General features: G+C 69.9%; 29 protein-coding genes. 3 read left to right on the top strand and 26 right to left on the bottom strand.

All coding sequences use genetic code 11. From position 1 onward, the window contains the following. Nucleotides 1–27 precede the first annotated feature (27 nt). The 8 genes from E8A49_RS00900 to E8A49_RS00935 form a co-directional block, all read right to left on the bottom strand. Nucleotides 28–1,275 carry a DUF6596 domain-containing protein gene (locus tag E8A49_RS00900; protein WP_293375384.1) on the bottom strand — a complete coding sequence of 416 codons (1,248 nt, stop codon included), beginning with the start codon at nt 1,273–1,275 and terminating at the stop codon, nt 28–30. A 4-nt stretch (nt 1,276–1,279) separates the two neighbouring features. Further along, nucleotides 1,280–1,636, bottom strand: coding sequence for a YciI family protein (locus tag E8A49_RS00905; RefSeq protein WP_293375386.1), 357 nt, complete (start codon nt 1,634–1,636; stop codon nt 1,280–1,282). Nucleotides 1,637–1,745: 109 nt separating this feature from the next. Then, the gene (locus E8A49_RS00910; protein WP_293375388.1) at nt 1,746–2,096 is read right to left on the bottom strand and encodes a YciI family protein; all 351 of its coding nucleotides are present in this window, start codon (nt 2,094–2,096) and stop codon (nt 1,746–1,748) included. 94 nt (nt 2,097–2,190) lie between these two features. Next, entirely contained in the window at nt 2,191–2,916 is a 726-nt protein-coding gene (locus E8A49_RS00915) for a DUF599 family protein (RefSeq protein ID WP_293375390.1), read from the bottom strand. Further along, entirely contained in the window at nt 2,909–4,231 is a 1,323-nt protein-coding gene (locus tag E8A49_RS00920; protein WP_293375392.1) for an MFS transporter, read from the bottom strand. The genes E8A49_RS00915 and E8A49_RS00920 overlap by 8 nt, the downstream gene beginning before the upstream one ends. 49 nt (nt 4,232–4,280) lie before the next feature. Beyond that, nucleotides 4,281–4,433 carry a DUF3309 family protein gene (locus E8A49_RS00925; RefSeq protein ID WP_293375394.1) on the bottom strand — a complete coding sequence of 51 codons (153 nt, stop codon included), beginning with the start codon at nt 4,431–4,433 and terminating at the stop codon, nt 4,281–4,283. 92 nt (nt 4,434–4,525) lie between these two features. After that, a complete protein-coding gene (locus E8A49_RS00930) occupies nt 4,526–4,840 on the bottom strand; it encodes a DUF983 domain-containing protein (RefSeq protein ID WP_366928770.1) in 315 nt (104 codons plus the stop codon). A gap of 222 nt (nt 4,841–5,062) precedes the next feature. After that, nucleotides 5,063–5,200 carry an entericidin A/B family lipoprotein gene (locus E8A49_RS00935; RefSeq protein WP_293375398.1) on the bottom strand — a complete coding sequence of 46 codons (138 nt, stop codon included), beginning with the start codon at nt 5,198–5,200 and terminating at the stop codon, nt 5,063–5,065. A gap of 103 nt (nt 5,201–5,303) precedes the next feature. Here E8A49_RS00935 and E8A49_RS00940 point away from each other — a divergent pair, with 103 nt between their 5' ends. Then, on the top strand, nt 5,304–5,705 hold the full coding sequence (locus E8A49_RS00940) for a DUF2784 domain-containing protein (protein WP_293375400.1): 402 nt from the start codon (nt 5,304–5,306) through the stop codon (nt 5,703–5,705). Here the strand turns inward: E8A49_RS00940 and lepA are convergent. Further along, a complete protein-coding gene (lepA, locus tag E8A49_RS00945; protein ID WP_293375402.1) occupies nt 5,674–7,479 on the bottom strand; it encodes a translation elongation factor 4 in 1,806 nt (601 codons plus the stop codon). The two genes, E8A49_RS00940 and lepA, sit on opposite strands and share 32 nt — an antisense overlap. A gap of 145 nt (nt 7,480–7,624) precedes the next feature. Here lepA and E8A49_RS00950 point away from each other — a divergent pair, with 145 nt between their 5' ends. After that, nucleotides 7,625–8,299, top strand: a complete 675-nt coding sequence (locus tag E8A49_RS00950) for a DUF1134 domain-containing protein (RefSeq protein WP_293375404.1) — start codon at nt 7,625–7,627, stop codon at nt 8,297–8,299. A 3-nt stretch (nt 8,300–8,302) separates the two neighbouring features. Here the strand turns inward: E8A49_RS00950 and pheT are convergent, their stop codons facing one another. The 14 genes from pheT to E8A49_RS01020 all read right to left on the bottom strand — a co-directional run bounded on the left by pheT (nt 8,303) and on the right by E8A49_RS01020 (nt 22,072). After that, nucleotides 8,303–10,672 (bottom strand): phenylalanine--tRNA ligase subunit beta, encoded by a 2,370-nt coding sequence (gene pheT, locus E8A49_RS00955; RefSeq protein WP_293375406.1) that lies wholly within the window; start codon nt 10,670–10,672, stop codon nt 8,303–8,305. An 11-nt stretch (nt 10,673–10,683) separates the two neighbouring features. Continuing rightward, complete coding sequence (gene pheS / locus E8A49_RS00960; protein ID WP_293375408.1) at nt 10,684–11,796, bottom strand: phenylalanine--tRNA ligase subunit alpha; 1,113 nt, start codon at nt 11,794–11,796, stop codon at nt 10,684–10,686. A 114-nt stretch (nt 11,797–11,910) separates the two neighbouring features. Next, nucleotides 11,911–12,267 carry a 50S ribosomal protein L20 gene (rplT, locus tag E8A49_RS00965; RefSeq protein WP_293375410.1) on the bottom strand — a complete coding sequence of 119 codons (357 nt, stop codon included), beginning with the start codon at nt 12,265–12,267 and terminating at the stop codon, nt 11,911–11,913. 13 nt (nt 12,268–12,280) lie between these two features. After that, nucleotides 12,281–12,484: a 50S ribosomal protein L35 gene (gene rpmI, locus E8A49_RS00970; RefSeq protein WP_293375785.1), complete on the bottom strand. Its 204-nt coding sequence runs from the start codon at nt 12,482–12,484 to the stop codon at nt 12,281–12,283. Nucleotides 12,485–12,607: 123 nt separating this feature from the next. Then, on the bottom strand, nt 12,608–13,303 hold the full coding sequence (locus tag E8A49_RS00975; RefSeq protein ID WP_293375412.1) for a hypothetical protein: 696 nt from the start codon (nt 13,301–13,303) through the stop codon (nt 12,608–12,610). Between the two features lie 170 nt (nt 13,304–13,473). Beyond that, nucleotides 13,474–14,622: a hypothetical protein gene (locus tag E8A49_RS00980; RefSeq protein WP_293375414.1), complete on the bottom strand. Its 1,149-nt coding sequence runs from the start codon at nt 14,620–14,622 to the stop codon at nt 13,474–13,476. A 17-nt stretch (nt 14,623–14,639) separates the two neighbouring features. Beyond that, on the bottom strand, nt 14,640–14,975 hold the full coding sequence (locus E8A49_RS00985; protein WP_293375416.1) for a helix-turn-helix transcriptional regulator: 336 nt from the start codon (nt 14,973–14,975) through the stop codon (nt 14,640–14,642). Between the two features lie 108 nt (nt 14,976–15,083). Next, on the bottom strand, nt 15,084–15,752 hold the full coding sequence (gene maiA / locus E8A49_RS00990; protein WP_293375418.1) for a maleylacetoacetate isomerase: 669 nt from the start codon (nt 15,750–15,752) through the stop codon (nt 15,084–15,086). Between the two features lie 11 nt (nt 15,753–15,763). Beyond that, complete coding sequence (locus tag E8A49_RS00995) at nt 15,764–16,993, bottom strand: MFS transporter (protein ID WP_366928771.1); 1,230 nt, start codon at nt 16,991–16,993, stop codon at nt 15,764–15,766. Continuing rightward, nucleotides 16,990–18,252 (bottom strand): MFS transporter, encoded by a 1,263-nt coding sequence (locus E8A49_RS01000; RefSeq protein WP_293375420.1) that lies wholly within the window; start codon nt 18,250–18,252, stop codon nt 16,990–16,992. The genes E8A49_RS00995 and E8A49_RS01000 overlap by 4 nt, the downstream gene beginning before the upstream one ends. A gap of 109 nt (nt 18,253–18,361) precedes the next feature. Next, a complete protein-coding gene (bla, locus tag E8A49_RS01005; protein WP_293375422.1) occupies nt 18,362–19,234 on the bottom strand; it encodes a subclass B3 metallo-beta-lactamase in 873 nt (290 codons plus the stop codon). An 11-nt stretch (nt 19,235–19,245) separates the two neighbouring features. Continuing rightward, complete coding sequence (gene infC / locus E8A49_RS01010; RefSeq protein WP_293375424.1) at nt 19,246–19,767, bottom strand: translation initiation factor IF-3; 522 nt, start codon at nt 19,765–19,767, stop codon at nt 19,246–19,248. Between the two features lie 134 nt (nt 19,768–19,901). After that, nucleotides 19,902–20,888: a glycosyltransferase family 9 protein gene (locus tag E8A49_RS01015; RefSeq protein WP_293375426.1), complete on the bottom strand. Its 987-nt coding sequence runs from the start codon at nt 20,886–20,888 to the stop codon at nt 19,902–19,904. Next, nucleotides 20,888–22,072, bottom strand: a complete 1,185-nt coding sequence (locus E8A49_RS01020) for a glycosyltransferase family 4 protein (RefSeq protein WP_293375428.1) — start codon at nt 22,070–22,072, stop codon at nt 20,888–20,890. Before E8A49_RS01020 ends, E8A49_RS01015 begins: the two co-directional genes overlap by 1 nt. Nucleotides 22,073–22,132: 60 nt before the next feature. Here E8A49_RS01020 and E8A49_RS01025 point away from each other — a divergent pair, with 60 nt between their 5' ends. After that, a complete protein-coding gene (locus tag E8A49_RS01025) occupies nt 22,133–22,879 on the top strand; it encodes an alpha/beta hydrolase (RefSeq protein WP_293375430.1) in 747 nt (248 codons plus the stop codon). 102 nt (nt 22,880–22,981) lie between these two features. Here the strand turns inward: E8A49_RS01025 and E8A49_RS01030 are convergent, their stop codons facing one another. From E8A49_RS01030 to E8A49_RS01040, 3 genes are all read right to left on the bottom strand, one after another. Further along, nucleotides 22,982–23,875 carry an SDR family oxidoreductase gene (locus tag E8A49_RS01030; protein ID WP_293375432.1) on the bottom strand — a complete coding sequence of 298 codons (894 nt, stop codon included), beginning with the start codon at nt 23,873–23,875 and terminating at the stop codon, nt 22,982–22,984. Between the two features lie 3 nt (nt 23,876–23,878). Next, complete coding sequence (locus tag E8A49_RS01035; protein WP_293375434.1) at nt 23,879–25,105, bottom strand: NAD-dependent epimerase/dehydratase family protein; 1,227 nt, start codon at nt 25,103–25,105, stop codon at nt 23,879–23,881. Between the two features lie 143 nt (nt 25,106–25,248). Continuing rightward, complete coding sequence (locus E8A49_RS01040; protein WP_293375436.1) at nt 25,249–26,118, bottom strand: UTP--glucose-1-phosphate uridylyltransferase; 870 nt, start codon at nt 26,116–26,118, stop codon at nt 25,249–25,251. Nucleotides 26,119–26,334 lie beyond the last annotated feature (216 nt).

Raw genomic sequence — 26,334 nt, forward strand, 5'->3', positions numbered from 1 at the left:
CCGCTTGGGAAGCTCCGTGGGAAAGGCTCAGTGGGAAAGCGCGCCCAGCCGCCGGGCCAGGAACAGGCGCTCGGCGGGCGCCGGATGCAGCTTGAGGGCCGCGCGCAGGGCCTCGGCGGCTTCGGCGTCGCGGCCGGCCTTGCCGTAGAGGCCGGCGCGGGCGGCCTGGTAGGGCAGCCAGCCGGCGAGGCGCTCCGCATCGGCGATCCCGGCCACCTCGGCGAGCGCGGCCAGGCCCGCCTCCGGCCCGACCGCCTCGCCCAGGGCCACGGCGCGGTTCACCTGCGCCACCGCCGAGGGCCGCACCATGAGCAGCACGTCGTAGAGCGCCACCACGTCGCCCCAGGCGGTGACGCCGGTCTCCATCCGCGCGGCGTGGGTGGCGTGGATCGCCGCCATCAGCTGGTAGGGGCCGCTGCGGCCCAGCGTGGCGGCGCGGCGCATCAGGGCGGCGGCCTCGCCGATCAGGCGGCGGTCCCAGACGCCCACGTCCTGCTCCGACAGCGGGATCATGGCGCCGCCGTCGTCCAGCCGCGCAGGCCGCCGCGCCTCGGTGAGCCGGACCAAGGCGGCCAGGCCCAGCACCTCCGGCTCCTGCGGCAGCAGGTCGGCCAGCAGGCCGGTGAGGCGCAGGGCCTCGCCCGCCATGTCGGCGGCGTCCGCGGCGCCAGCGGCGTCCTCATAGGCCTGGGCGTAGGCGATCTCGAGCGTCGTCAGCACCGCCTCCAGACGCTCTCCCCAACTGTCGGGCTCGGGGATCTCGAAGCGGATCGCCGCCTGGCGGATCTTGCGCTTGGCCCGGGTCAGCCGCTGCAGCATGGCGCTCTCGCTGGTCAGCCACGCCCGGGCGATCCGCGCCACCGACAGACCGCAGAGGGTGCGCAGCGTCAGCGCGATCCGCGCCTCGGGCGCCAGCGCCGGATGGCAACAGACGAAGATCAGCCGCAGCCGCTCGTCCGGGATCGGCTCGAACGCCGCCATCAGGAGGGTCTCCGGATCGGGCTCGGGCTCGGGAACGTCGAACACCGCAGCCTGGCGCACCGTCGCGCGCCGGCCAAGGTCGAAGGCTCGCCTGCGGCCCACCGCGTAGAGCCAGGCGGCGGGGTCGCGCGGCGGCCCGTCGCGGCTCCAGGTCTCCACGGCCCGCAGGCTCGCGAAGGCGAAAGCCTCCTCGGCCCGGTCGAGGTCGCGGAAGCGCATGGCGAGCGCGGCGCGGATGCGGTCGCCCGCGCGCCGCACCGCCTCGTCCAGGATGCGCTCGGCGTCCCCACTCATGGGATCACATCGTGTGGATCGGGCGGACTTCGACGGCGTAGTTCGGGCCGCCGGGGATCTTCTTGGCCCAGCCGATGGCGGCGTCCAGGTCCGGCGCCTCCACCAGGTAGTAGCCGGCCAGCTGTTCGCGGGTCTCGGCGTAGGGGCCGTCGTGCAGGCTCTGCACGCCGCCCTGGGTGCGCACGGTGGTGGCGGTCTCGGTGGGCTTCAGCCGGTTGCCGCCGACCATGGCGCCCTTCTCCTGCATCTCGGCGGCCAGGCGCATGTGGCTGGCGCTGATCTCCTGCAGGACGGCCGGATCGGTCCTGGTGTCCGGGGCCCAGATGGTCTCGTCGGAATAGATGATCAGCAGGTATTGCATGGCGAAAGGTCTCCGTTGGGGCCAGCTTGGCCGACGCGAAGGGCCGCGTCACCGAAGAGACGCGCGGCCCGCCGCGGATTCGACAGGCCGCCGCGCATTCCGCACGCCCCTAGTGGACGATCAGCGCGCGCACCTCGACCTTGCCGCCCTCGGGCATCGGGACGCGCTGGGCGATCTCCAGCGCCTCGTCGTCCGAGGCCGCCTCGATCAGGTAGAAGCCGCCCAGCTCCTCGCGGGTTTCGGCGAACGGGCCGTCGTGGACCGACCTGCGGCCGCTGCGCATGGTGACGGTCCGGGCGGTCTCGACGCCGCGCAGGCCCGCGCCCGCCTTCTGGACGCCCTTGGCGCGCAGTTCGTCGGCCAGGGCCAGGTGTCCGCTCACGATATCGGCCAGCAGGGCCTCGCCGGCCGGCCCCTCGTAGGCCCCGGCCGGTTCGTAGATCAGCAGCATGTATTGCATGTCGGTCCCCTTGCGCTTTCTCAAAGCTTCGCCGACGCGGAAGGTCGCGTCACCGGGGAGACGGGCGACGGCCGGCCCCATCGACATTCGCGCGCTATTTTTCCGGCGTGGCCTCCAGCAGCCGGCGCAGGTCGGCGATGGCGTAGGCGGCGGGCGAGCGGCGCTGGCGCCAGACCAAGAGGCCCACCGCGCCCAAGGTCGCGGCGATGAAGGCCAGCGGCCCGAACAGCCAGGCCGCGGCGGCGAGCGCGAAATAGTAGCCGCGGACGCCTGAGTTCACGGAATGCAGGGCGGGGTTCAGTAGGCGCCCGGCGATGTCGCCGAAGGCGTGGTGCGTGGCGTCGTCCGCCGCCTCCGGCGTCGCCCCGACGGCGGCGAGCACATAGTTGAGCTGGCGGATGCCCCAGATGAAGTCCAGCAGGCCGCGCGCCAGGGTCACCAACACCAGGGCCAGCTGCGCCTCGAACAGCACTCGCGAGGAGGTCTTGACCACCATCAGGCTGGAGACGTTGCGGAAGCTCGCCTGGCCGCCGAACAGCACGCCGGCGGTGGCGGCGATCAGGATCAGGTTGGACGAGGCGAAGAAGGACGATGAGCTCAGGGTCTGGGCCAGCAGCTGGGCGTCCATGAAGCGGCCCTGGCGCTTGGCCATATTGCGCATCCAGGCGCTGCGCACCACGGCCAGGTCGGTGTTGATCACCGCCCCGCCGCGCCGGCCCATCAGGTCGAGCAGCGGCTGGTAGAACAGCCAGCAGACCGCGAACAGGCCGAGCGCCGCAGCGTTCAGCGGACTGAGATAGAGCGGACCCAGATCAATCATCGGCGAGCAGGCTGGTCTTGTTGGTGTTGCGCAGGCGGGCGGCGGTGGCCGCGCCCACCAGCATGACGGCGCCCACGTAGAGGTAGAACCGGCTTTCCACGTGCGCCTGTTTCAGCCACTCGGCGACGTACTCAGCCGTGCCGCCGAAGGTGGCGTTGGCCAGCGCATAGGGCAGGGAGACGCCGATGGCGCGGATGTGCGGCGGGAAGAACTCGGCCTTCAGGACCGCGTTCACCGCCGAATAGCCGGAGTGGCAGAGCGCCAGGATCATGATCAGGCCGAAGGCTGCGGCCGGGGCCTGGGCGTGGGCGATGGCGCTCATCACCGGATAGGTGGCGAGCCCGCCCAGCGCCAGGCCGGCCGCCATGGTGGTCCGCCGCCCGACCTGGTCGGACAGCCAGCCGACCGCCGGCTGGATCAGCATGTAGGTCAGGAGCACCGCGGCGATGACCGCCGTGCCCACGTCCTTGGAGAAATGCGCCGTATTGACCAGGAACTTCTGCATGTAGGTCGTGTAGGCATAGAAGGAGAGCGAGCCTGCCGCGGTCAGCACGAAGATGATCGCGACTTCCTTGGGGTGCTCGCGCACCAGGTCGAGGGTGCGGCCGCGCCGGCCCTTGTCCACGTCCTCGGTGAGGTAGGCCCGGGTCTCGTCCAGGCCCGTGCGGATCCAGAACACCACGATGGCCAGGAGGCCGCCGATGGCGAAGGGGGTGCGCCAGCCCCAGGCCTCCAGCGCGGCCTTCGAAAGGGTGTGCTGCAGCACCACGACCACCAGCAGGGCCGCGACCTGGCCGCCGATCAGGCTGGTGTACTGGAAGGACGACCAGAAGCCGCGCCGGGCCTTGCCGGCCATCTCCGACATGTAGGTGGCGCTCGCGCCGTACTCGCCGCCCAGCGACAGGCCCTGCACCAGCCGTGCGGCCAGCAGGCCGAACTGGGCGAAGACCCCGATCTGGGCGTAGGTCGGCAGGACGGCGATGGCGAAGGAGCCGGCGCTCATGGCCGCCACCGACAGGGTCAGCGCCGCGCGGCGTCCCGCCCGGTCGGCGAAGACCCCCATCAGCCAGGCGCCCACCGGCCGGGCGATGAAGCCCGCGGCGAAGACAGCGGCGGTCTGCAGCTGCTGGGCGGTCGCATCGCCCTTGGGGAAGAACAGGGCGGCGAAATAGAGGCTGGTCGAGGAATAGGCGAACCAGTCGTACCACTCGACGAGGTTGCCGGCCGAGCCGCCGAAGATCGCCTTCACGCGCCGGCCCAGCGGCATGCGAGAAAGCGCGCCTTCGTCCGCCGCCGTCGTCTCGCCGCTCGCCATCACATCCCCCCGCGTCGCGGGGTGATGCTAGGCGAATTTCAAGCCAGCGCTATATGCGGCCGAGCAGGACCAGGACGATGATGATCACCAGGATCAGGCCCAGGCCGCCGCTCGGGAAGTAACCCCAGCTGCGCGAATAGCCCCAGCTCGGCAGGGCGCCCAGCAGCAGCAGGATCAGGATGATGATCAGGATTAGGCCCACGTCGTTCCTCCATGCCCCGCGACGGCTCACCCAACGGGCGGCCACGGTGGAGGTTCCGGCGTAACGGGTCGGGCGGAAGCTTTCGGGGACGCCTAGTCGGCGGCGTTGGCCGTGTGCAGCACTGCATCGGAGCCGCGCACGTCGAGGGCGTACATCAGCCCGACCCAGCCGCCCTTGACCCGCGGCAGCACCGCCAGGGTCAGCACCGCCAGCGCCGACAGGATGAAGGGCAGGGAGTAGAGCGGGTTGGACCGCCAGACGATGGGGAAGAACAGCATCGGCGCCACCACCAGGTGGCCGACCAGGAGGATGGTCAGATAGGCCGGGCCGTCATCCGCTGGATAGCGGGCGAGATCGGTGTCGCACGCCTCGCAACGGCCGTTGACCTTCAGATAGCGCCAGAACAACGGGCCCTTGCCGCAGGCGGGGCAATGGCCGGCGACCCCTCGGAAAACCGAGCGCCGAAGCGGGTGAGCGATCTCTGCCATGGCCGAGATATGGGCCTAAGGACGGCATAAGAAAAGGTGGCGTGGTCCATCCGCCGCGCCTTGAGCCGGCGACATTTTCGCGCGGCGTTTGTGAGTTTATGGCCGGCTCGCGGCCGCAGCCGGCCCGGAGGAAGCCAAGCCTCAGTGCTTGGCGTCGTCGGCGGTCTGGGTGACGGCGTGGCCCGCGGCCGAGACGTCCTTGCCGACGCCCGCGACGGTGTTGCAGCTGGCCACCAGCAGGGCGGACGCGGCGGCGACGAGAACGATCAGTTTGCGCATCAAAGTTTCCCCCTTCGGCAGGCCTTAGCCATGTCCACGATGGCGGCCCGACAGTCAAGCTCGTGCGCCTGTCAGGGGCGCCGGAAAGGCGTAGGCTGCCCGCATGTCGCCCAGCGCCGCCGCCCATCTCGCCCAGGCTGTCTTGGCGGCCCATCTGGCGGTGATCGTCTTCAACGTCGCGGGCCTTATCGCTATCCCGCTAGGCGCGGCGCTCCATTGGCGCTGGGTGCGGGTGCGTTGGTGGCGGATGCTGCACCTGGCGAGCTGGGCCCTGGTGGCCCTGCAGGCCGCGCTCGGCCGCGCCTGCTTCCTGACGATCTGGCAGGACCAGCTCACCGGCGCGCAGGGTGAGCCGCCGCTGATCGAGCGCTGGGTGGAGCGCGCCGTCTACTGGCCCCTGCCGATCTGGGCGTTCGCGGCGATCTACCTCGCGCTGTTCGTGACGGTCGTGGCGCTGTGGTGGATCGCGCCGCCTAATCCGCGTCCATCTTCAGCGCTGCGATGAACGCTTCCTGCGGGATCTCGACCTTGCCGAACTGGCGCATGCGCTTCTTGCCGGCCTTCTGCTTGTCGAGCAGCTTGCGCTTGCGGCTCATGTCGCCGCCGTAGCACTTGGCGGTGACGTCCTTGCGCAGGGCGCGGACCGTCTCGCGCGCGATGATCCGGCCGCCGATCGCCGCCTGGATCGGGATCTGGAACATGTGCGGGCTGATCAGATCCTTCATCTTCTCGACCATGCCGCGGCCGCGGGCCTCGGCGCGGTCGGCGTGGACCAGCATGGAGAGCGCGTCGACCGGCTCGGAATTCACCAGGATCGACATCTTCACCAGGTTGCCGACCCGATAGTCCTCGATGGCGTAGTCGAAGGAGGCGTAGCCCTTGGAGACGCTCTTCAGACGGTCGTAGAAGTCGAACACCACCTCGTTCAGCGGCAGGTCGTAGACCACCAGCGCGCGGGAGCCGACGTAGCTGAGCTCGCGCTGCGACCCGCGGCGGTCCTGGCAGAGCTTGATGACGCTGCCCAGGTACTCGTCCGGGGTCAGGATGGTGGCCTTGATCCAGGGCTCGGCGATGGTGGCGATCTTCACCGGATCGGGCATGTCGGCGGGATTGTGCAGCTCGACTTCCGTGCCGTCGGTGAGGCCGATCTTGTAGATCACGCTGGGCGCGGTCGCGATCAGGTCGAGGTCGAACTCGCGGCTTAGGCGCTCCTGGATGATCTCCAGGTGCAAGAGGCCCAGGAACCCACAGCGGAAGCCGAAGCCCAGGGCCGCGCTGGTCTCCATCTCATAGGTGAAGGAGGCGTCGTTCAGGCGCAGGCGCCCGATGGCGGCGCGCAGGTCCTCGAAGTCGGCGGCGTCCACGGGGAACAGGCCGCAGAAGACCACCGGCTGCACCTCACGGAAGCCGGGCAGGGCCTCGGCGGCCGGGCGGCGCTCGTCGGTGATGGTGTCGCCGACCGCGGCGTGGGCCACTTCCTTGATCTGGGCGGTGATGAAGCCGATCTCGCCCGGGCCCAGGCTCTCCACCTCGGTGCGCTTGGGGTTGAAGACCCCGATGCGGTCGATCAGGTGCGTCGAGCCCTGCTGCATCATCTTCACGCGCTGGCCGGACTGCAGGGTCCCGTCGATGACCCGGACCAGCACGATCACGCCCAGGTAGGCGTCGTACCAGGCGTCGACCAGCAGCGCCTTCAGCGGCGCGGCGGCGTCGCCCTTCGGCGCGGGCAGGCGGTGGACGATGGCCTCCAGCACCTCGTGGATGCCCTGGCCGGTCTTGGCCGAGGTCAGCACCGCGTCGGAGGCGTCGAGGCCGATCACGTCCTCGATCTGCTGGCGCACCCGGTCGGGTTCGGCGGCCGGCAGGTCGATCTTGTTCAGAACCGGTACGATCTCGTGGTTGTTGTCGATAGCCTGGTAGACGTTGGCCAGGGTCTGGGCCTCGACCCCCTGGCTCGCGTCCACCACCAGGATCGAGCCCTCGCAGGCGGCTAGGCTGCGGCTGACCTCGTAGGCGAAGTCCACGTGCCCGGGCGTGTCCATCAGGTTCAGGATGTAGGTCTCGCCGTTGTCGGCCTTGTAGGTCAGGCGGACGGTCTGGGCCTTGATGGTGATCCCGCGCTCGCGCTCGATCTCCATGTTGTCGAGCACCTGCTCGGTCATCTCGCGCTGGGTCAGCGCGCCTGTCTCCTGGATCAGCCGGTCCGACAGGGTCGACTTGCCGTGGTCGATGTGGGCGACGATGGAGAAATTGCGGATGTGATCGAGGGCGGTGCTCATGTCGCGGCTGCGTCTAGCACATTCGCGTGTGATCGCGAGGCGCCACGCTGCGGCGCAAACACGGTTAATCCACCGTTAAGCCGACACATTCCATTCAGACTCTGGGCCGGGCTGAAACTCGAGGACTACGGAGGACTTTGCGCCCATGGATCGTCGGACCCTTATCGTTTCGGGCTTGATCACCCTGGGCGCCGCCGGAGCCGCGCGCGCTCAGCAACAGCTACCGCAGGCGCAGCCGCGCGACGCCTACGCGCCGCCGCCCCAGGCGCCGCCGCCGCCGAACTCGACCCCGAGCTATCCGACCGCCGGCCCTTCGGGCCAGGTCCCCGCGCAGCAGCAGACCTATTCCGAGGACGAGATCGTCCACGGCGTGTCCGACTTCCTGGGCGTCACCGCCGAATCCGCTGGCGGAGCGGTGGAGCGCATCTTCAAGAGCAACGGCCGGCCCACCGCCTATATCGCGGGCGAAGAGGGCTCCGGCGCCATCGCGGTCGGCCTGCGCTACGGCCGCGGCCTGCTCTACATGAAGGGCCGCCAGCCGATGGAGGTCTTCTGGCAGGGCCCGTCGGTGGGCTGGGACTTCGGCGGCAACGCCAGCCGGGTGTTCACCCTGTGCTATTCGCTGGAGGATCCGCGCGACATCTACCAGCGCTTCCCGGGCGTCGACGGCTCAGCCTATTTCATCGGCGGCCTGGGCGTGAACTATCAGCGCGCCGAGTCGATCACGCTCGCGCCTATCCGCGCCGGCGTCGGCTTCCGCCTGGGCGCCAGTGTCGGCTACCTGGCCTACACCCGCCGCCGCAGCCTGATCCCGTTCTAGGGATCAGGAGCGCAGCTTCGCGCCCACGGCCTTTTCCGCCGCGGCGACGATGCGGGCCGACAGCGCCTCGATCTCCGGGTCGGTCAGGGTCTTTTCCGTCGGCTGGACGGTGACCTCGACGGCGACGGACTTCTGGCCCTCCGGCACGCCCTTGCCCTGGTAGACGTCGAAGACGCGGGCGTCGGCGATCAGGGCCTTGTCCGCGCCCAGGATGGGCCGCACCAGCTCGCCGGCCGGCGTCGCCTGATCCACGAGGAAGGCGAAGTCGCGGGTCAGCGGCATCAGCGGCGAAAGCTGAAGCGCCGGCTTGGTCTTGGTGGGCTTCTTCTTGGGCTCGGGGATGGCGCCGAGGTCGAGCTCGAAGGCCAGCATCGGGCCTTCGGCGTCGAGCGCCTTGAGCACGGCCGGGTGCAGCTCGCCGAACTCGGCGACCACGACCTTGGGCCCGAGCTGCAGGCGGGCCGAGCGGCCGGGATGCCACCAGGTGGGCGCGTGCCCCTGGGCGATCTGCAGATTGGGCGCGCCCATCTCGTCCAGCAGGGCCATCAGGTCGGCCTTCAGCGCGAACAGCGGGTCACCGCCGGCTCCGGCCCAGCTGCGCGAGGGGTGCGGCGCGGTCAGGCCGGCCACGATGGTGCGCTGGTCGCCCGGCTGGTCGCCGTCGAACACCGGCCCGACCTCGAACAGGGCCGCGTCGGCGAAGCCCTGGCGGGCGTTGCGGGCCGCGGCCTCGATCAGGTTGGGCAGGATCGAGGGGCGCATGCAGTCGAGGTCCGAGGCGATCGGATTGCTCAGCACGAGCTTCGGATCGCCGCCGCCGAACAGCCTGGCCCAGGCGGCGCGCATGAAGCTCCAGGTCACCGCTTCGGCGTAGCCACGCGCGGCCATGGCGCGCCGGGCGTTGCGCATGCGGGTCTGGCGCACGGTGAGCACACCGCCCGCTGCGCGGGACGTTTCCGGCAGGGGCGTGGCGGGCAGTGCGCCGAAGCCCTCGATGCGCGCCACTTCCTCGACGAGGTCGGCCTTGCCGTCGACGTCGCGCCGCCAGGTCGGCGGGGTGACCATCTCGCCGCGCACGGCGAAGCCCAGGGCGGTCAGGATGGCGTCGATGCGCGCGCTGGGCACGTCCAGGCCGGAGAGCTTGCGCACATAGGCGTGGTCGAACGCGAAGGCGGCCGGCGGCGCGGGCGGGGCGCCCGCGACGCGGACCTCGCAGGCCTCCCCGCCGCAGAGGTCCAGGATCAGCCTGGTCGCCAGCTCCAGGCCCTCGACCACGAAGCCGGGATCGACGCCACGGGCGAAGCGGTACTGGGCGTCGGAGGTGATGCCGAGCGTGCGGCCCGTCTGGGCCGTGCGGATCGGGTCGAACCAGGCGCTTTCCACGAAGACGTCGGTGGTCGCCTCGCTGACCTTGGTCGACTCCCCGCCCATGACGCCGCCCAGGCCCACCGCGCCGGAGCCGTCGGCGATGACGCAGACCTCAGGGCCGGCTTCGTAGGTCTTGCCGTCCAGGGCTTCCAGGGTCTCGCCGGGCTGGCCGAGCCGGGCCTCGATGAAGCCGCCGGTGAGCTTGCCGGCGTCGTAGACGTGCAGCGGCCGGCAGCGGTCGTAGGACATCAGGTTGGTGATATCGACGAGCGCGCTGATCGGCCGGAGACCCACCGAGATCAGCTTGCGCTGCAGCCAGTCCGGCGAGGGGCCGTTCTTCACGCCTTTGATCAGCCGCCCGGCGAACACCGGGCAGGCGTCGCCGTCCACCCGGATCTCGATGGTCGTCGGGCCCTTGCCGGGCACAGGCGCGACCGACAGGTCCTTCAACGTCCCCAGGCCCGCCGCGGCCAGGTCGCGGGCGATGCCGGCGACGCCCAGCCAGTCGGGCCGGTTGGGCGTCACCTCGAAGTCGATCACCGCCTCCAGGCCGAAGGCCTCGGCCGCCGGCGTGCCGACCGCCAGCGTGTCCGGCAGTTCGACGATGCCGTCGGACTCCTCGGCCACCTCCAGCTCGCGGGCCGAGCAGAGCATGCCGTTGGAGACCACGCCGCGCACCGGCCGCGCCTCCAGCGTGATCCCGCTGCCCGGCACGAAAGCGCCGAGCGGGGCGTAGATGGTGGTCAGGCCGGCCCGGGCGTTGGGCGCGCCACAGACGATCTCCTTGCGCCCGTCGACGGTGTCGACCTGGCAAACCCGCAGGCGGTCGGCGTTCGGATGCTGCACCGCCTCGACCACCTTGGCCACGGAGAAGGCCGCCAGCTTCGCCGCCGGGTTCTCCACATGCTCGACCTCCAAGCCGGCCATGGTCATGGCGTCCACGACCTGATCGGCCGTGGCGTCGGTGGCGAGATGCTCCTTGAGCCAGGAGAGGGTGAACTTCATTTCAGCTCTCCTCAGCTCAGGCCGGTGGCGGGATTCGGCGCGGCGAAGGCCGAGAAGCCGTAGTGCTCCAGCCAGCGGACGTCGCTGGCGAACATGTCGCGCAGGTCGGGCATGCCGTACTTCAGCATCCCCAGCCGATCGATGCCGAAGCCGAAGGCGAAGCCCTGCCAGACGTCGGGATCGAGGCCGCAGTTCCGCAGCACGTTGGGATGCACCATCCCGCAGCCGACGATCTCCATCCAGTCGTCGCCCTGGCCGATCTTCACGTCGCCGCCGGAGCGGTCGCAGCGGACGTCCATCTCGGCGCTAGGCTCGGTGAACGGGAAGTGGTGCGGGCGGAAGCGGGTCTCCACCACCGGCGTCTCGAAGAAGCGCGAGACGAAGGTCTCCAGCGTCCACTTCAGGTGGCCCATGTGGATGGCCCGGTCGATCACCAGGCCCTCCATTTGGTGGAACATCGGCGTGTGGGTGGCGTCGCTGTCCGAGCGGTAGGTGCGGCCCGGCACGACGATGCGGATCGGCGGCGTCTGGCTGGTGGCGATCCAGGACGGCAGCTTGTCGTTCTGGCCCTGCTGCATGGTGCGGATCTGCACGGGGCTGGTGTGGGTGCGCAGCACCTTGCGCTCGCCGCCCGCGTCTTCCGGCAGCCAGAAGGTGTCGTGCATCTCCCGCGCCGGGTGCTTGGGCGGGAAGTTCAGGGCCGTGAAGTTGTGGAAGTCGTCCTCAATGTCGGGGCCTTCCGCCAGGCCGAAGCCCATCTCGGCGAAGATGGCGATCATCTCATCCATCACCTGCATGGTGGGATGCACCCGGCCGCGGCGTTCCGGCGGCGGCGGAAGCGTCAGGTCGACGCGCTCGGCGGCCAGCTTGGCGTCGAGTTCGGCGGCCTCGAGCGCCGCCTTCTTCCCCGCGATGGCCGCGCCGACACGGTCGCGCAGGCCGTTGATCAGCGGCCCCCGCTCGCGGCGCTCGTCCGGGCTCATGGCGCCCAGGGTCTTCAGCAGCTCTGAGATCGAGCCGGCCTTGCCCAGCGCGCCCACGCGCACGGCTTCCAAGGCGGCCACGTCGGGCGCGGCGGCGACGGCGGCGGAAAGCTCCGCTTCGAGTTGGGTCAGATCGGTCATGGTGGTGGGTGTCCTACCCTGCGGTCTTCCTGCGGAGAAGAGGGCAGCAAAAAGCCCTCCGGCGTGTTCGGCCAGAGGGCTTTCAATGCGTGTCGGTCGAGACGACCTTCAGCCTTAAGCCAGCGCGGCGCGAACCTTGTCGGCGATGGCCTTGAAGGCGCTCGGATCGTTGCCCGCGATGTCCGCGAGGACCTTGCGGTCCATTTCGATCCCGGCCAGGTCAAGGCCGTGGATAAATCGGGCGTAGGTCAGGCCCTCGACCCGGGCCGCGGCGTTGATCCGCTGGATCCAGAGCGAGCGGAACTGGCGCTTGCGGACCTTGCGGTCGCGGTAGGCGTACTGTCCGGCCTTATCCACCGCGGCCTTGGCCGTGCGGATCGTGTTCTTACGGCGCCCGTAGAAGCCCTTGGCCTGCTCGAGAACCTTCTTGTGCTTGGCATGGGCGGTGACGCCCCGTTTGACGCGAGCCATCTGTCAGCGCTCCTTAGCTAAGGCCGTAGGGCAGGAAGATCTTGATGATCTTCGCATCGGAGGCGCTCATCACCTTCGTGCCACGGTTCTGACGGATGTACTTGGCGTTGTGCGACAGCAGGCGGTGGCGCTTGCCGGCCACACCCGCCTTGATCTTTCCGGTCGCAGTCAGTTTGAAGCGCTTTTTGGCGCCCGACTTCGTCTTCAGTTTCGGCATTTCACTGCGGAGCCGTGAAGCTCCGTCCTCTGGCGTATTGATGAGCCGCCCTGGCATGCCATGGGCCAGGCCGCTCCGAAGGGAGGGGCTGATACGCGAAAGAGGGGCGGAACGCAAGGTAGGCTAGAAGTGGAACACCGTCAGCCAATCCGATGGTCCGGTCATGTAGCCCTGGTGTACCGTAAGCTCGCGGATAACGGCCCGCATGTGGGCCGCGCCATAGACAATCGCGATCTTCGTCTTCGACTCTGCCGACAGTTGCTCGCGCAATCGATCCACAAGCCGTTCGTCACGAGACTCTAAAATAGCGTGGGTCAGCGCCCCGGTTTCAGGGCTCCAGTCTACGAGTTCCTTCTGGCTGGGCTGAACATCCATCGCGAGATCCTTGGCGATCGTTTCACGCGTGGCGAACCAGCGGCGCTGCAGACCGATCAGCGGCGAAAGTAAGTACACCGCCAAACGCACCCAGAGCTGAACCTTTCGCCACTCGACGGCAAACTCCGCCGCTGAGAGGTCCGCGTGGATGATCGTGGCGTGGCAAGTCCCAGGGTCGGGACTTTTCGGTTGCAAGCTGAGGTCAATCCGCTTTGACGCGAGAAGCCAACGATATGAACGCGTGATACGTGCGCTGATGGGTGATTTCACGCCTTCGACCAGCACGAGGTCATGCGCGAAGGCATCGTCGAAGGCGGCGCGATAGAACTCGGGCTGACCCACGTGGATCATGGGAAAGAGCGTCACCGATGGCTTTCCGCCGGGATGCTGAAACCGCAGTCGCGCGGATCGGACGCCCAGCACTGAACTCTCGATAATCTGCATCGGCCCAGGTCAGGTGAAGCTCTATCCGACTATGGCATAGCTTGTTGGGCTTCGTCCTTCGGACAGACCGGGCCATAGATCTCATGGAGGCCAAGGCTCGCATCTACCGTGAGATTTAGGGTGGGGAAGCATCACCTGATGCTTCCCCACGACACCCAGCGGGTACGGCGTCACCTCGCCGACCCGGAAAGCTCGTGCGGCCGCCCAGGCTCCCGCCCCAGACCGCCGGTGGCCAAGTCCCACAGGCCGCGCAGGAGCAGAAGGACCCCGCTCACCGCCAGGCTGACCACGAAGATGGTGACGATGGGCGCCAACGGCACGGGCGGGCTCTGCGCCAGCATGGCCATGCGCTGGGTGAAGTCGCCGAAGCTGCCGAGGCCCAGCGTGGCCGCGAGCGGCGAAGCGGTGTTGAGCCAGGCGCAGAAGCCAAGCAGCACCGCGCCCCGCGCCGCCTGCAACGCCCCCTGCGGCCGCCGCGCGCGGGGCCAGGCCAGCAGCAGCGCGCCCTGTACGACGAGGGCGACCAGATAGGCCAGGACCGCCCAGAAGATCACCCCCTTGAAGGCGCTCCAGCGCACCGTGCCCAGGTCGCCGAGGGAGATGTCGAACCGGCGCAGATCGTCGGCGCCGAGGTCGAGGCCCAGGGAGAGGACGCCGGTCCACCAGAGGATCAGCGCCGTCCCGACGACGATCAGCGCCAGGCCGCGGGCTACGGGCGAGGTTTCCCTCAAGGGATGCTGCGGCGGGGGCTCGGGGCGGTCGCGCCGGTGCTGGGCCTGCCGCGCGGCGATCCATTCGCGCAGCGTGCTGGTGTCCCAGGTGGCGATCTCCAGCAGGCGCAGGTCGCGCACGCGCCATCTGTCGAGGTAGTCGATGCGCGCGCCTCGCCGCTCCAGGATCCAGACCGCGCCCGTCACCGCGCCGAGGGACACCAGGACCCCAACCACGCCCGAGCCGATCGCCTGGCCCAGCACCTGCGGGAAGTTCCCGAAGACCACGGTCCGCACGATCACGGCCACGACCGCGGCGGCGATCTGCAGCAGGATCGCGGCCTTGAGGGCGAACAGCCAATAGGGATAGAGCGCCGGCCCCACCACATGCTGCGGCCCCTCGCGGTAGCGGGCGGCGATGACCAGCGGGTGGCCCACCTCGCGCAGCACCGCCTCGACCTCGTCGTCGGTGAGCGGCCGGCCGAGGTCGCTTTCCCGTTCCTCGATACGGGTCAGGATGGTGTCGCGCAGCTCGGCGATGATGTCCTCCCGCTGCGCCTTGGGCAGCAGGGCGGCGACCGAGCGCAGATATTCGTTCACGAGGTCCATGACGCCCTCCGGGTCCTTCAGATTTCGATGATCTTGTCGAGGGAGCGGCTGATCCGCCGCCACTCATCGAGCAGGCGCAGCAGCATCGCCTCGCCCTCGGCGGAGAGCTTGTAGAAGCGCTTCTTGCGCTTCTCCTCCTCGCGCCATTCGCTGACCAGGAGGCCCTGGGTCTCGAGCCGGCGGAGCAGCGGATAGAGGGTGCTTTCCTCCATCTCCAGCCCGTCCGCCGCCAGGGCCTGGCGCAGGGTGTAACCGTAGCGTTCCTCACGTAGCCGGGCGAGCACGCCCAGCGTCAACGAGCCGCGCCGAAGCTCCATCCTGAGGCTTTCGTAAAGATCGCCGTCCACGCCCAAGCCCGTAGCCTCCACGCCATACAGTGTGTGACATACAGTATATAGCGCACAGTGCTGGAGGCTGCAAGAGGTTCATCGAAGCGCGTTATCCGAGCAGCGCGGATGGGGTCAGTGAGCTTGGGCTGGCGCGCCGAGTTGGCGCAACGGGTGGGCCTTGGCGAAGGCGTCCATGTCCTCGCAGGCGGCGGTGATCCGCGCCACCGTCGGATAGGGGGACAGCTCGACGCCCAGGGTCCTGGCGGGGACCGCCAGGCTGGCCAGGCAGAGGTCGGCGAAGGTGACCATCTCGCCGTGACAGAAGGCGCCGGTCGCCGGATCGGCCGCCAGCCGGGTCTCCAGAGCGGTCAGGCCGCGGCCGATCCAATGGGCGGACCAGGCGTTCACCGCGGCCGCGTCGAGGCCGGCCTTCGCCAGATAGGCCCGCACCCTGGGCACGATCAGCGGATGGGTGTCGGCGACGACGAGGGCGGAGAGCGAGCGCACCCGGGCCCGCGCGCGCAGGTCCGCCGGCAGCAGCGGCGGCTCGCGGAACCGCTCTTCCAGATATTCCAGGATCGCCATGGACTGGGTCAGCGCGGGCTGGCCGTCCACGACCAGGGCCGGGACTGCGCCCTCCGGGTTGAGCGCCAGGAACCCGGGGTCGAACTGATCGCCGGCCAGGAGGTCGAGGGCGATTTCCTCGGCCTCCAGGCCCTTCAGCGCCAGGGCCACGCGCACCCGATAGGTCGCCATGGACCGCCAGAAGCCATAGAGCCGAAGCGTCGGTTGGTCGGTCATGGCGGCCTCCTTCAGGCGATCAGATGCACGCGTTTGCGGACCTCGCCGGCGAACCATAGGCCCGGCAGGATCAGGAGCGCGGCCATGGCGAAGGGCGCGCCGGGCGCGACGACGGAGAACAGCTCGCCGGCCGCCACCGGCCCGCCGATCCGGGCCAGCGCCATGCCGCTCATGTTCAGGCCCAGCATCTCGCCCTGCCGGTCGGGCGGCGCGGCCTGGGAGATCAGGTTGGGGAAGCAGATCGACTGGCCGATGCAGACGAGGGCGAAGCCGACCATGGCCACCGACCAGACCGGTGAGAGCCACTGGGTGATCAGGCCCAGCCCCATGAACACCAGCCCTCCGGTCAGGGTGCGCGGCTCGCCATAGCGGCGCACCAGCCGGCCCGACAGCCAGCCCTGGCAGACCGCGCCCAGGAGGCCGATGCCCATGAAGGCGAGGCCGATCTGCCTGGGGCCCCAGCCGAACCGCGCCTGCGTCCAGAGGCCATAGGTCGCCTCGATGCCGGCGAAGCCCACCACCACGATGAAGCTGATCAACAGGATGCGGCCGATGATCGTGTGGGCGAAGGCCTCCCTCAGCCCCTCGATCCGCGGGCGTTGCGCGGGCCGGGCGGCGTCGGGATCGGGCCGGCTCTCGCGCACGAAGACCACCACCGCCAGCGCCGAGGCCAGCGCGAAGCCCGCCGCCACCAGGAGCGGCAGCTGGAAACCCAGGGCGCCGCGGCTGGGCTGGGCCAGGAGGCCGCCGATCGCCGGGCCGGTGGTGAAGCCGGCGCTAAAGGCCGCGCCCATGATCCCCATCCGCGCGGCGCGCTTGGCCGGCGGAGTGATATCGGCCATGGCGCCCTGCAGAGTCGAGATGTTGCCGGCGAAGACGCCGGTGAGGAAGCGGATCGCGAACGCCACGGCGATGTTCGGCGCGAAGGCCAGGGCCGCGTAGCTCAGCGCCACGGCGGTGATGGTGATGATCAGCACGGGCTTGCGCCCGATCCGGTCGGAGAGCCGGCCCCAGAACGGCTCGCCCAGGAACTGGCCGAAGGAGAAGGCCGAGAACAGCAACGTCACCTGCCAGGCGGGCGCGTCGAAGGCCTTGGCGAAGAAGGGCAGCAGCGGGATCACCAGGCCGAAGCCCGCGATCATCAGGTAGATGACTGTGAGCAGGACGATCAGCGAGCGCCGCTCCTCCGCGGGCGTCGCTTTGGGTGCGGGTTGGGCCGGCGCGGGCGCGGCGATACTCAATGTCCGCCGCCGAACTCCGCCGGCTCCTCGATGGCGTGGCCCTGGACGGTGCGCGCCGGCGCCCGGCGCGCGGCGCTAAGCGCGAGCAGGATCGCCGGCGCGACGATCAGGGCGCCCTGAATGAAGGGCGCGTTGATGCTGATCAGCGCGAACCCCTGGCTGGCGCAGAACGGACCCACGAAGCGGGCGAAGGCCCCGCTGGCGTTGTTCAGGCCGAGGATCTGGCCCTGCCGGTGCGGGTCGGCGGTGCGTGAGATCAGCGCTCCGACATTGGGCCAGGCCACCGACTGGCCGACGGCGGTGATGCACATCAGGACCGTGGTCACCACCAGCCCGGTGGAGAACGGCTGCATCAGCGAGCCCAGGGCGTTCATCCCCATGCCGATGGCCAGCATGCGGCCTTCGCCATAGCGCTCCGACAACGGCCCGGTGATGAAGAACTGGGTGATCGCCGCCACCGCGCCTACCGCGGCGAAGCAGATGCTGATCTGGCGCGGGCCCCAGCCGAACTTCGCCTGGCCCCACAGGCCGAACATCGACTCGATGCCGGTGAAGGCGAAGCCCACCAGGAAGGTCAGCAGCATCAGCCGCCCGATCACCGGATGGCGGATCGCCTCGCCGATCGCCGCCCAGCGGCTGGGCCGGTGGCTGATCGACTGGTCGCGCACCCGGCTCTCGCGGATGAAGAAGATGATGCCGGTGACCGCCACAGCCGAGAGCGCCGAGGCGATGAACAGCGGCGTGCGGAAGCCCACGGGACCAATGTCGGTGTGGGCGAAGGCGCCGCCCACCGCCGGGCCGACGATCATGCCGACGTTCCAGGCCGCGCCCTGGCGCGACAACATCCGCGCCCGGCGCTCCGGCGGGGTCACATCGGCGATGTAGCCCTGGATCACCGCCCCGTTGCCGCTCATCAGCCCGCCCAGGAAGCGGATCACGAAGGCGGTCGCCACATTGGGCGCGAAGGCCAGCGCCAGGTAGCAGAGGCAGTTGCCGGTGATCGTCGAGATCAAGAGCGGCTTGCGGCCATAGCGGTCGCTCAGCCGTCCCCAGAATGGCTCGCCGAAGAAGCCGCCCATGGCGTAGGCCGAGAAGATCAGCGCGATCTGCCAGGCGGCCGCGTGCATCGACTTGGCGAAGAAGGGCAACAACGGGACGATGATCCCGAAGCCCAGCATGTTGATGAAGATGACGGCGATCAGCGACGGCGCCGCCCAGGGAGACGGCGCAGACGCCTCCCGTGGCGCGGTGTCGGACATGGCGCCGGTCCTAAGCCCACGCTCCGCGCGCGGCAAGGCTCAGCCGAGCCGTGTTCGCCCGTTCGCGCCGGATCGTTGGTGAGGGGCCACAGTGCGAGGCGCCCCCGCGCTACCCATTCTGCTTCTTCAGCTCGTCGCGGAAGTGGGCTTCGGCGCGGTCGACGAAGGCGCGGCAGCCGGCGGGATCGACGAAGGCGTCGGCCTTGCCGGCGTCGAGCTTGGCCCGCTTTTCGTGCAGGTCGAAGAACTGGCCGTGGCTGGCGATGAACACCTCGCACGGCAGCTTCTTCCAGGTGGCGAAGCTACGTTCATAGTCCGCGGTCTGGCCGGGATAGGTCTCGGTCTTCCCCAGCTTGTAGCCGGGCAGCACGGAGGCCGAGCAGAGGTCGAGCGCCTGCCGCGTCTTGCCCGCCACCGTCACCGGGAAGGTCCAGGTGGTGCAGCCGGGGGTGTGGCCGCCGGTGATGTGTGCGGTCAGGGTCATCCCGCCCAGGCTCACCGTATCGCCGTCCTTGACGATGACGTCGGGCTTCACCGGCTCGTAGGTGAAGCGTTCGCCCTTCAGGAAGGGATCGCCCACACCGCCGGCCGCCACGATCGCCCCGTCGGCGGCGCTGGCGTAGAACTTCACGTCGGGCGCTGCGGCGCGCTTCACCTCGGCCAGGCCCGCGGCGTGGTCGAAATGCTCGTGGGTGTTGAGCAGGATCTTGATGGTCCTGGGATCGAACCCCAGCGCCTTGATGTTGGCCACCACCTGCGGGCCCACCGGCTTGTCGCCGCCGTCGATGACGATCAGCCCGGCCTTGGTCACGATCAGGTAGGAGGAATAGTCCGAGGCGCCGACATAGTAGAGCTGGTCGGCGATCTTGAACGGCTTGTAGGGCCCGGCCGGGTCGTCGGGCGCGGCGCGGCCGGAGGCGGATACGAAAACGGCCGCCGTCAAGGCGACCGTTCCGAGGATGCCAAAGCGTGGCCGGATCATCCGAGATTCTTCTATCTCGGCGCCAGGATCATGATCATCTGGCGGCCCTCCATGCGCGGCTCGTACTCGACCTTGGCCACCGGCTCGAAGTCGACCTTCACCTGCTGCAGGAGCTTCATGCCCAGTTCCGGGTGAGCCAGCTCGCGGCCCCGGAAGCGCAGGGTCACTTTCACCTTGTCGCCCTCTTCGAAGAAGCGGTGCATGGAGCGGGCCTTCACATCGTAGTCGTGGGTGTCGATGTTCGGGCGCAGCTTGATCTCCTTGATCTCCTGCACCTTTTGCCGCTTGCGCGCCTCGTTCTTCTTCTTCTGCTCCTGGAACTTGAACTTGCCGTAGTCCAGGATTTTGCAGACCGGCGGATCCGCATTGGGGACGATCTCCACCAGATCGAGGCCTGCCTCCTCGGCGGCTTCCAGCGCGGCGGAGATCGGCATCACCCCCTGCTTTTCGCCGGTCTGGTCGATCAGCAGGACCTTAGGGACCCGAATGTCTTCGTTGATGCGGAGGCCGTCCTTGACAGGCGGCGTGTTCATGGGGCGGCGAATAGGCGAGGCTCCTGTGGTTGTTTCAGAGATCGGTCGGTTTGAGAACGGTTCAAGCGAAGCGCCGGCGCGCGCGAACGCGTTCCGTAGCTCCGAAGAGTATATGATTTAGCGCCCTGGCGCTATCAAGCCGCGCCGGTCGTTGACGGCAGCACCGAAGACGCCGCCTGCGCCACTTTCGCCACAGCCAGATCGGCCAACTGATCCGCTTGCAACACGGCCACCTTACCGCGCGGCGCCGAGAGCGCCGGGTCCGAGGCGCTGGAGAACAGGACCACGGTCGGCGCGCCGGCGGCGGCGGCTAGGTGCAGGGGTCCGGTGTCGTTGCCGACCGCCAGCGCCGCGCGGGCGCCCAGGATGGCGACGGAGCCGAAGTCGGTGCGCCCGGTCAGGTCGCGGGTGCGCGGCGCCTGGCGCTGGATCTGCTGGGCGAGCGCCGTCTCCTGCGGGCCGCCGATCACCACGATGTCGAGGCCGCGGGCATAGAGGATGCGGGCTAGCTCGCCGTACTTCTCCACCGGCCAGCGTTTCTCCGGGCGGTGCGCCGAGCCGCCGGGCACGAACAGGGCGTAGGGCTTGCCGGTCGTGCCCCCAGGCAGCGGCCGGCCGCTGGCGGCGTCCTTCAGCACCCAGGAAAGGTCCGGCGGCGGGGCGGTCCCGGCTTCGGTCGGGGCGTCCGGCCAGATCCCGGCGTACATCAGCTGATCGGCCTGGCGCTCCAGGGTGTGCATCTGGTTGCGGAGCGCGTTCTTGTGCGGCAGCGAACAGCCGAAGGCGATCCCCGACCAGGCCGGCGGATGCGGCCGGAGCACCTGGAAGATGCGCCCTGAATGGCTGGAGGTCTGCAGGTCGTAGACCCGCGAATAGCCGGCCGCGCGCAGACGGCGGCGCAGCGCCATCCACTGGGCGAAGCCCTCGGGCCGCCCGTCGGTGTCGACGGCATTGAAATAGGGCGAGGCCTTGGCCAGGGCCTCGAACGGCGGGGTGGTCAGAAGGGTGATGTGCGCCTTGGGGTGCGCCTGGCGGATCTTTTTCATCGCCGCCAGCGCCAGGACGAAGTCACCCAGCGCCGAGAGCTTGATCACCAGGATCTTCTCGATGGCGCGCGGCATCAGGCGCGCTCCGCGGCCGCCGCGGCCCGGGCGGCCAACACGCGCTCGTAGGCGGCCAGCGTCGCGGCGCACATGACGTCGACCCGGTAGAGCTGACGGGTGCGGTTCATGCCGGCCAGGCCCATCTCGCCGCGCTTGCCGGGACCTAGGTCCATGGCCCGCAGCATGGCCTGCGCCCAGGCCGCGGGCGCGGCCGGCGGGACCAGCCAGCCGGTCAGGCCCTCGGACACCGTCTCGGTGGTGCCGCCGTGGTTGGAAGCGATCACCGGGCGGCCCATGGCCTGCGGCTCGACGGCGGCGCGGCCGAAGCTTTCGGGCACGGTGGTGGGCAGGATGGCGGCATCGGCCAGCAGGTAGGCGGCCGGCATATCGTCGCAGTGGCCGACGATGCGGACCTGCTCGCCGAGACCCGCCGCGGCGATCGCCGCCGCCAGCTCGGCGCTGTACTCCGTGCGGCCCTGATCGTCGCCGGCGAACAGCATCAGGAAATCGGCGCGGCCCTGGGCCTTCATCTGCTTGGCCGACTCGATCACCGTCAGGTGGCCCTTGATCCGCGTCAGCCGCCCGGCCAGCAGGAAGCGGGTGCGCCGGTCGCCTTCGGCTATGCCCCAGGCCTGGCGCAGGGCCTCGACCCGGTCGGCGGTCACCCAGGCGGGGTTGAAGCGGTCGAGGTCGATGCCGCGCGGGATCGACACCACCTTGGCCGGATCGACCTCGTGCTCGGCCAGGACGTGGTCGCGGGTGTAGTCGGAGTTGGCGATCACCAGGTCGCCGCGGGTCATCACGGCGTTGTACCAACGCTTCAGCGCGCTCTGGGCCTTGTAGACCCCGTGATAGGTGGCGACGAAGGGTGTGCGCGTGGTGCGCGCGGCCCAGAGCGCGGCGAAGGCCGGGGCGCGGCTGCGGGCGTGGACCAGGCTGACGTCCTCGCTGCGGATCAGGTCCACCAGCCGCGCGGCGTTGCCCAGCATGACCAGCGGGTTCTTCGACTGCACCGGCATCTGGGCCAGGCGCGCGCCGTCGGACTCCAGCCGCGCGGTCATCCGTCCGCCGCGGGTGGCCACGAGCGCCCGCCCGCCGGCCGCGATCACCGCGCGCGCCACGTCCAGCGTCGTCTGCTCGGCGCCGCCGGTCTCCAGCTCGGGGACGACCTGCAACAGGGTGAAATCAGCGGGTAGGGCCACGACGCCTCTCTACGCCGAAACGCCATTGCGTAAAGGGCGGCCCGCGCTATCCGTCGGAGGATGAGCGAACAGACCGGAAAACTCGACCGCGGCGACGGCGAACACCTGGCCTGGCGCAAGGTGGAGGGCCGCGGCCCGGCGGTGGTCTGGCTGGGCGGTTTCCGCTCCGACATGACGGGGACGAAGGCCGAGGCTCTGGCCGACTGGGCGGCGGCGTCGGGCCGTTCTTACGTCCGCTTCGACTACCTGGGTCACGGCGCATCGAGCGGCGACTTCCAGGCCAAGGGGACCATCACCCGCTGGCGGGAGGACGCCCTGGCGGTGCTGGACGCGCTGACCGAGGGGGCGGCGGTGCTGGTGGGTTCCTCCATGGGCGGCTGGATCGCCTGCCTGGTCGCCATGGCGCGGCCGCGGCAGGTGAAGGCGCTGGCCCTGATCGCGCCGGCGCCCGACTTCACCGAAAAGCTGATGGCGCCGGAGATCCCGCCGGAGGGCCACGAGGCCCTGGCCCGCGACGGCGTCTGGCTGCGCCCCTCGCTCTACGGCGAGCCCTATCCGATCACCCGGACCCTGCTGGAGGACGGCGCGCGCTGGTCGATCCTGGGCTCGCAGCCCGTGCCGATCGAGGTCCCGGTGCGCATCCTGCAGGGCGGCGCCGACCCCGACGTGCCCTGGCGCCACGCGCTGGAACTCGCTCAGCAGATCAAGGGCGAGGACGTGGTCTTCAGCCTGATCAAGGACGGCGACCACCGCCTGTCCCGGCCACAGGACATCGCGCGGTTGGTCGCGATGGTGGAAGAGTTCTAGCCCTCAAAATCTCGTCATCCTCCGGTCGCCCGAAGAGGCGATCCGGGGGACCCAAGCGGCCTCGCCATCTCGTGCACTTCAGCTTGGGTCCCCCGGATCAGCCTAGGGCTGACCGGAGGATGACGGTTGGATGGGTGAATGCTCCCCCGCCAGGATCGCGGTCAGGCCTTCGCGGTAACTCGGATAGGCCGGGCGCCAGCCGAGTTCGGCCTTGGCGCGGGCGTTGGAGACGCGCTTGCTCTCCGCGTAGAAGCGCATCCCCTGAGGCGAAAGATTGGCCTCGGCGAGCGGGACCTCCGGCGGGATCGGCAGGCCCAGCAGCCCCGCCGCATAGGCGATGACCTCGCCGCTCGGGCAGGGCTCGTCGTCGCAGAGGTTGTAGATCCCGCCCGCCCTCGGCCGGGCGACGGAGGCTTCCAAACCCGCGGCCGCGTCGTCTACGTGGAGGCGCGAGAACACCTGGCCGGGGCTGGCGATGCGCCGGGCCTCGCCGGCGCGCAGGCGGTCGAGCGCCGAGCGGCCGGGGCCGTAGAGGCCGGGCAGGCGGAACACCGTCACGGTCAGCCCCATGCCGTGGCCGACCTCAAGCCAGTCGCGCTCGGCGCCGACGCGGCGCGCGCCCTCCAGCGACTGGGCGGCCAGCCGGCTCTGCTCGGTGACCCAGCCGCCGCGGCGGTCGCCATAGACGCCGGTGGTCGAGAGATAGCCGATCCAGTCGGGGAAGGCGCCGGCGCGGGCCAGGGCCGGGACCAGGGCGCGCAGGCCCGGACAGCCCTCGGCGTCCGGCGCGGCGGTGACCAGGATCGCCTGGGTGTCCTTCAGCGCCGCGGTCAGGGCGTGGGAGTCGGTGAGGGCCACAGGCTCGACGCCGGCCGCGCGCAACCGTTCGGCGTCCTCGGGCCTTCGGGCGCTGGCGGCCACCGCCCAGCCCTTCGCCTGCAACCGCCTAGCGAAGGCTCGGCCGACGTAGCCCAGGCCGAAGACGAACAGCCGCAACCGCTACTCCGCGGCCTGCAGGGCGCCGCCGGCCGGGCCGAGCGGCGCCTGGGCCGTGGCCGCCGCGCGCTCGGCGTTCCAGCAGGAGACGCACGGGATCTTCGTGAGGTCCGCGCGGTGCGCGTAGCGCCGGGCGATCTCGGCGATCTCCAGCAACAGGCCGTCCTCCAGGGTGATCGGGTCGAGGCCCAGCGCCAGCAGGCGGCGGTTCTCCACCTCCAGCTCGTTCTCGTCGGCTTCCTGGCGCGGGTTGGGCAGGTGGGCGATCTCCGCGCCAGTCAGGCGGGCGACCATCGCGGCCAGGTCGCGCACCCGCCAGCACTCGGTCATCTGGTTCATCACCTTCACCCGCTCGCCACGCTGCGGCGGGTTCTCCAGCGCGAGTTCGACGCAGCGCACGGTGTCCTGGATATTGATGAAGGCCCGGGTCTGGCCGCCGGAGCCGTGCACGCTCAGAGGATAACCGACGGCGGCCTGCATCAGGAAGCGGTTCAGGACGGTGCCGTAGTCGCCGTCGTAGTCGAAACGGTTGATCAGCCGGGGGTCCAACCGGGTCTCGGCGGTCTGCGCGCCCCAGACGATGCCCTGGTGCAGGTCGGTGATCCGTACACGGTCGTTGCGCGCGTAGAACTGGAAGGCGAGCGCGTCCTGGGTCTTGGTCAGGTGGTAGATCGAGCCCGGGCTCGCCGGATACAGGATTTCGCGCGAGGCCCAGCCGTCCGACGTCTCGACCTTGACGGTGAGATAGCCCTCCGGGATCGCCGCGCCCGCCGCGCCATAGCCGTAGACGCCCATGGTGCCCAGGTGCGCCAGGTGGATGTCGAGGCCGCTCTCGACGATGGCCGCCAGGATGTCGTGGGTCGCCCCGACGTTGCCGGAGACGGTGTAGCGTTTGTGCGCCGCCGACTTCATGGAATAGGGCGCGGCGCGCTGTTCGGCGAAATGGACGACGGCGTCCGGCCGCCAGGTCTCCAGCAGCGCCAGCAGGGCCTCGAAGTCGCGGCCGACGGTCAGGTCGTGAACCGCGATCTGGCGGCCGGAGACCTCGCGCCAGGCGGCGACCCGGGCTTCCAGGGTCTCGATGGGGGTCAGCGAACCCGCGCCCAGCTCGCGGTCGATGCGCCGGCGCGAGCCATTGTCGACGATAGCCACGTCGTGGCCGCGCGCGGAGAGGTGCAGCGTGGTGGGCCAGCCGCAGAAGCCGTCGCCGCCGAGGATCAGAACGCGCATGGCCGCTCCGTTCGAATTCCCCCGCGTCCAAGGGCTAGCGCAGGGAACGCCGGTCCGCCAATCGAATCTGTGTCAGCCGACCGCAGCCCTTGGGCTAGGCGCCCTTTGCGACAGTCGGGTGAAGGTCGGTCCGCGGACGGCGGCTAGAGCAGGGCCCGGATCGCCGCTCGGGCGTCGTCGGCGAGGTCGGGCCGGGCGAGGGCGAAGGCCACGTTGGCGCGCAGCAGCCCGATCTTGTCGCCGCAGTCGTAGGTGATCCCCTCGTACTCCAGGGCGTGGAAATCCTGGGCCTTCATCAGGTTGAACATGCCGTCGGTGAGCTGGATCTCGCCGCCCGCGCCGCGCGGCTGGGTCTCCAGGATCTGGAAGATCTCCGGCTGCAGGATGTAGCGGCCCGAGATGAACAGGTTCGAGGGCTCGGTCCCGAGCGGCGGCTTCTCCACCATGCCGGTCATGCGGTTCAGCCGGCCCTCGCGCCCATCGAGCGCCACGATGCCATACTTGTTCGTCTCGCCTTGCGGCGCGGGCTCCACCACCACGATATTGCCGCCGACCTGCTCATAGGCGGCGACCGCCTGGGCCAGGGCGGCGGGGGCGGCGGCCATCAGCATGTCGGGCAACATCACCGCGAAGGGCTCGTCGCCGATCACGTCGCGGGCGCACCAGACGGCGTGGCCGAGGCCCAGCGGGGCCATCTGGCGGATGAAGCTCATCTGGCCGGGCTGCGGCAGGTCGCGGCGCACGTCGGCCAGGATGTCGGTCTTGCCCTTGGCCTCCAGGGCGGCCTCGATCTCCGGCGAGGAGTCGAAATAGTCCTCGATGGCGCCCTGGCCGCGCCCGACGATGAAGACGATATGCTCGATGCCGGCGGCGCGGGCCTCCTCGACCACATAGGACAGGATCGGCCGGTCGACGACGTTCAGGAGGTTCTTGGGCGTGGTCTTGGCCCCGGGCAGCACCCGGGTCCCGAGCCCCGCCACCGGCAGCACCGCCTTGCGCACGCGCTTGTTCATCGTCCTTCAGCCCCTTCGCCCATGGCCGTCCCGACCAGCCTCCGCCGACCCCGGCGCAGGAACGCCGGGCCGGCGCGGAGGCTCCCGCCGACGCGCAGGTCGGACTAGATGAGGTAGGGCTTGAAATCCACCGCGAGTGCGACGAAAAAGCACGGCGGGCGCACGATCACGATTTCGGGAATTCACGAAGCCGTGTATGAGTCGTCCTTTGTCGGG

The organism is Phenylobacterium sp. (genome assembly GCF_004799515.1).
In the GTDB taxonomy this organism is placed as follows: domain Bacteria; phylum Pseudomonadota; class Alphaproteobacteria; order Caulobacterales; family Caulobacteraceae; genus Phenylobacterium.

Coding starts and splice junctions, on each gene's coding strand:
- E8A49_RS00900 (WP_293375384.1), bottom strand. CDS start 1,275: ATGAGTGGGGACGCCGAGCGCATCCTGGACGAGGCGGTGCGGCGCGCG.
- E8A49_RS00905 (WP_293375386.1), bottom strand. CDS start 1,636: ATGCAATACCTGCTGATCATCTATTCCGACGAGACCATCTGGGCCCCG.
- E8A49_RS00910 (WP_293375388.1), bottom strand. CDS start 2,096: ATGCAATACATGCTGCTGATCTACGAACCGGCCGGGGCCTACGAGGGG.
- E8A49_RS00915 (WP_293375390.1), bottom strand. CDS start 2,916: ATGATTGATCTGGGTCCGCTCTATCTCAGTCCGCTGAACGCTGCGGCG.
- E8A49_RS00920 (WP_293375392.1), bottom strand. CDS start 4,231: ATGGCGAGCGGCGAGACGACGGCGGCGGACGAAGGCGCGCTTTCTCGC.
- E8A49_RS00935 (WP_293375398.1), bottom strand. CDS start 5,200: ATGCGCAAACTGATCGTTCTCGTCGCCGCCGCGTCCGCCCTGCTGGTG.
- E8A49_RS00940 (WP_293375400.1), top strand. CDS start 5,304: ATGTCGCCCAGCGCCGCCGCCCATCTCGCCCAGGCTGTCTTGGCGGCC.
- lepA (WP_293375402.1), bottom strand. CDS start 7,479: ATGAGCACCGCCCTCGATCACATCCGCAATTTCTCCATCGTCGCCCAC.
- E8A49_RS00950 (WP_293375404.1), top strand. CDS start 7,625: ATGGATCGTCGGACCCTTATCGTTTCGGGCTTGATCACCCTGGGCGCC.
- pheT (WP_293375406.1), bottom strand. CDS start 10,672: ATGAAGTTCACCCTCTCCTGGCTCAAGGAGCATCTCGCCACCGACGCC.
- pheS (WP_293375408.1), bottom strand. CDS start 11,796: ATGACCGATCTGACCCAACTCGAAGCGGAGCTTTCCGCCGCCGTCGCC.
- rplT (WP_293375410.1), bottom strand. CDS start 12,267: ATGGCTCGCGTCAAACGGGGCGTCACCGCCCATGCCAAGCACAAGAAG.
- rpmI (WP_293375785.1), bottom strand. CDS start 12,484: ATGCCGAAACTGAAGACGAAGTCGGGCGCCAAAAAGCGCTTCAAACTG.
- E8A49_RS00975 (WP_293375412.1), bottom strand. CDS start 13,303: ATGCAGATTATCGAGAGTTCAGTGCTGGGCGTCCGATCCGCGCGACTG.
- E8A49_RS00980 (WP_293375414.1), bottom strand. CDS start 14,622: ATGGACCTCGTGAACGAATATCTGCGCTCGGTCGCCGCCCTGCTGCCC.
- maiA (WP_293375418.1), bottom strand. CDS start 15,752: ATGACCGACCAACCGACGCTTCGGCTCTATGGCTTCTGGCGGTCCATG.
- E8A49_RS01000 (WP_293375420.1), bottom strand. CDS start 18,252: ATGTCCGACACCGCGCCACGGGAGGCGTCTGCGCCGTCTCCCTGGGCG.
- bla (WP_293375422.1), bottom strand. CDS start 19,234: ATGATCCGGCCACGCTTTGGCATCCTCGGAACGGTCGCCTTGACGGCG.
- infC (WP_293375424.1), bottom strand. CDS start 19,767: ATGAACACGCCGCCTGTCAAGGACGGCCTCCGCATCAACGAAGACATT.
- E8A49_RS01015 (WP_293375426.1), bottom strand. CDS start 20,888: ATGCCGCGCGCCATCGAGAAGATCCTGGTGATCAAGCTCTCGGCGCTG.
- E8A49_RS01025 (WP_293375430.1), top strand. CDS start 22,133: ATGAGCGAACAGACCGGAAAACTCGACCGCGGCGACGGCGAACACCTG.
- E8A49_RS01035 (WP_293375434.1), bottom strand. CDS start 25,105: ATGCGCGTTCTGATCCTCGGCGGCGACGGCTTCTGCGGCTGGCCCACC.
- E8A49_RS01040 (WP_293375436.1), bottom strand. CDS start 26,118: ATGAACAAGCGCGTGCGCAAGGCGGTGCTGCCGGTGGCGGGGCTCGGG.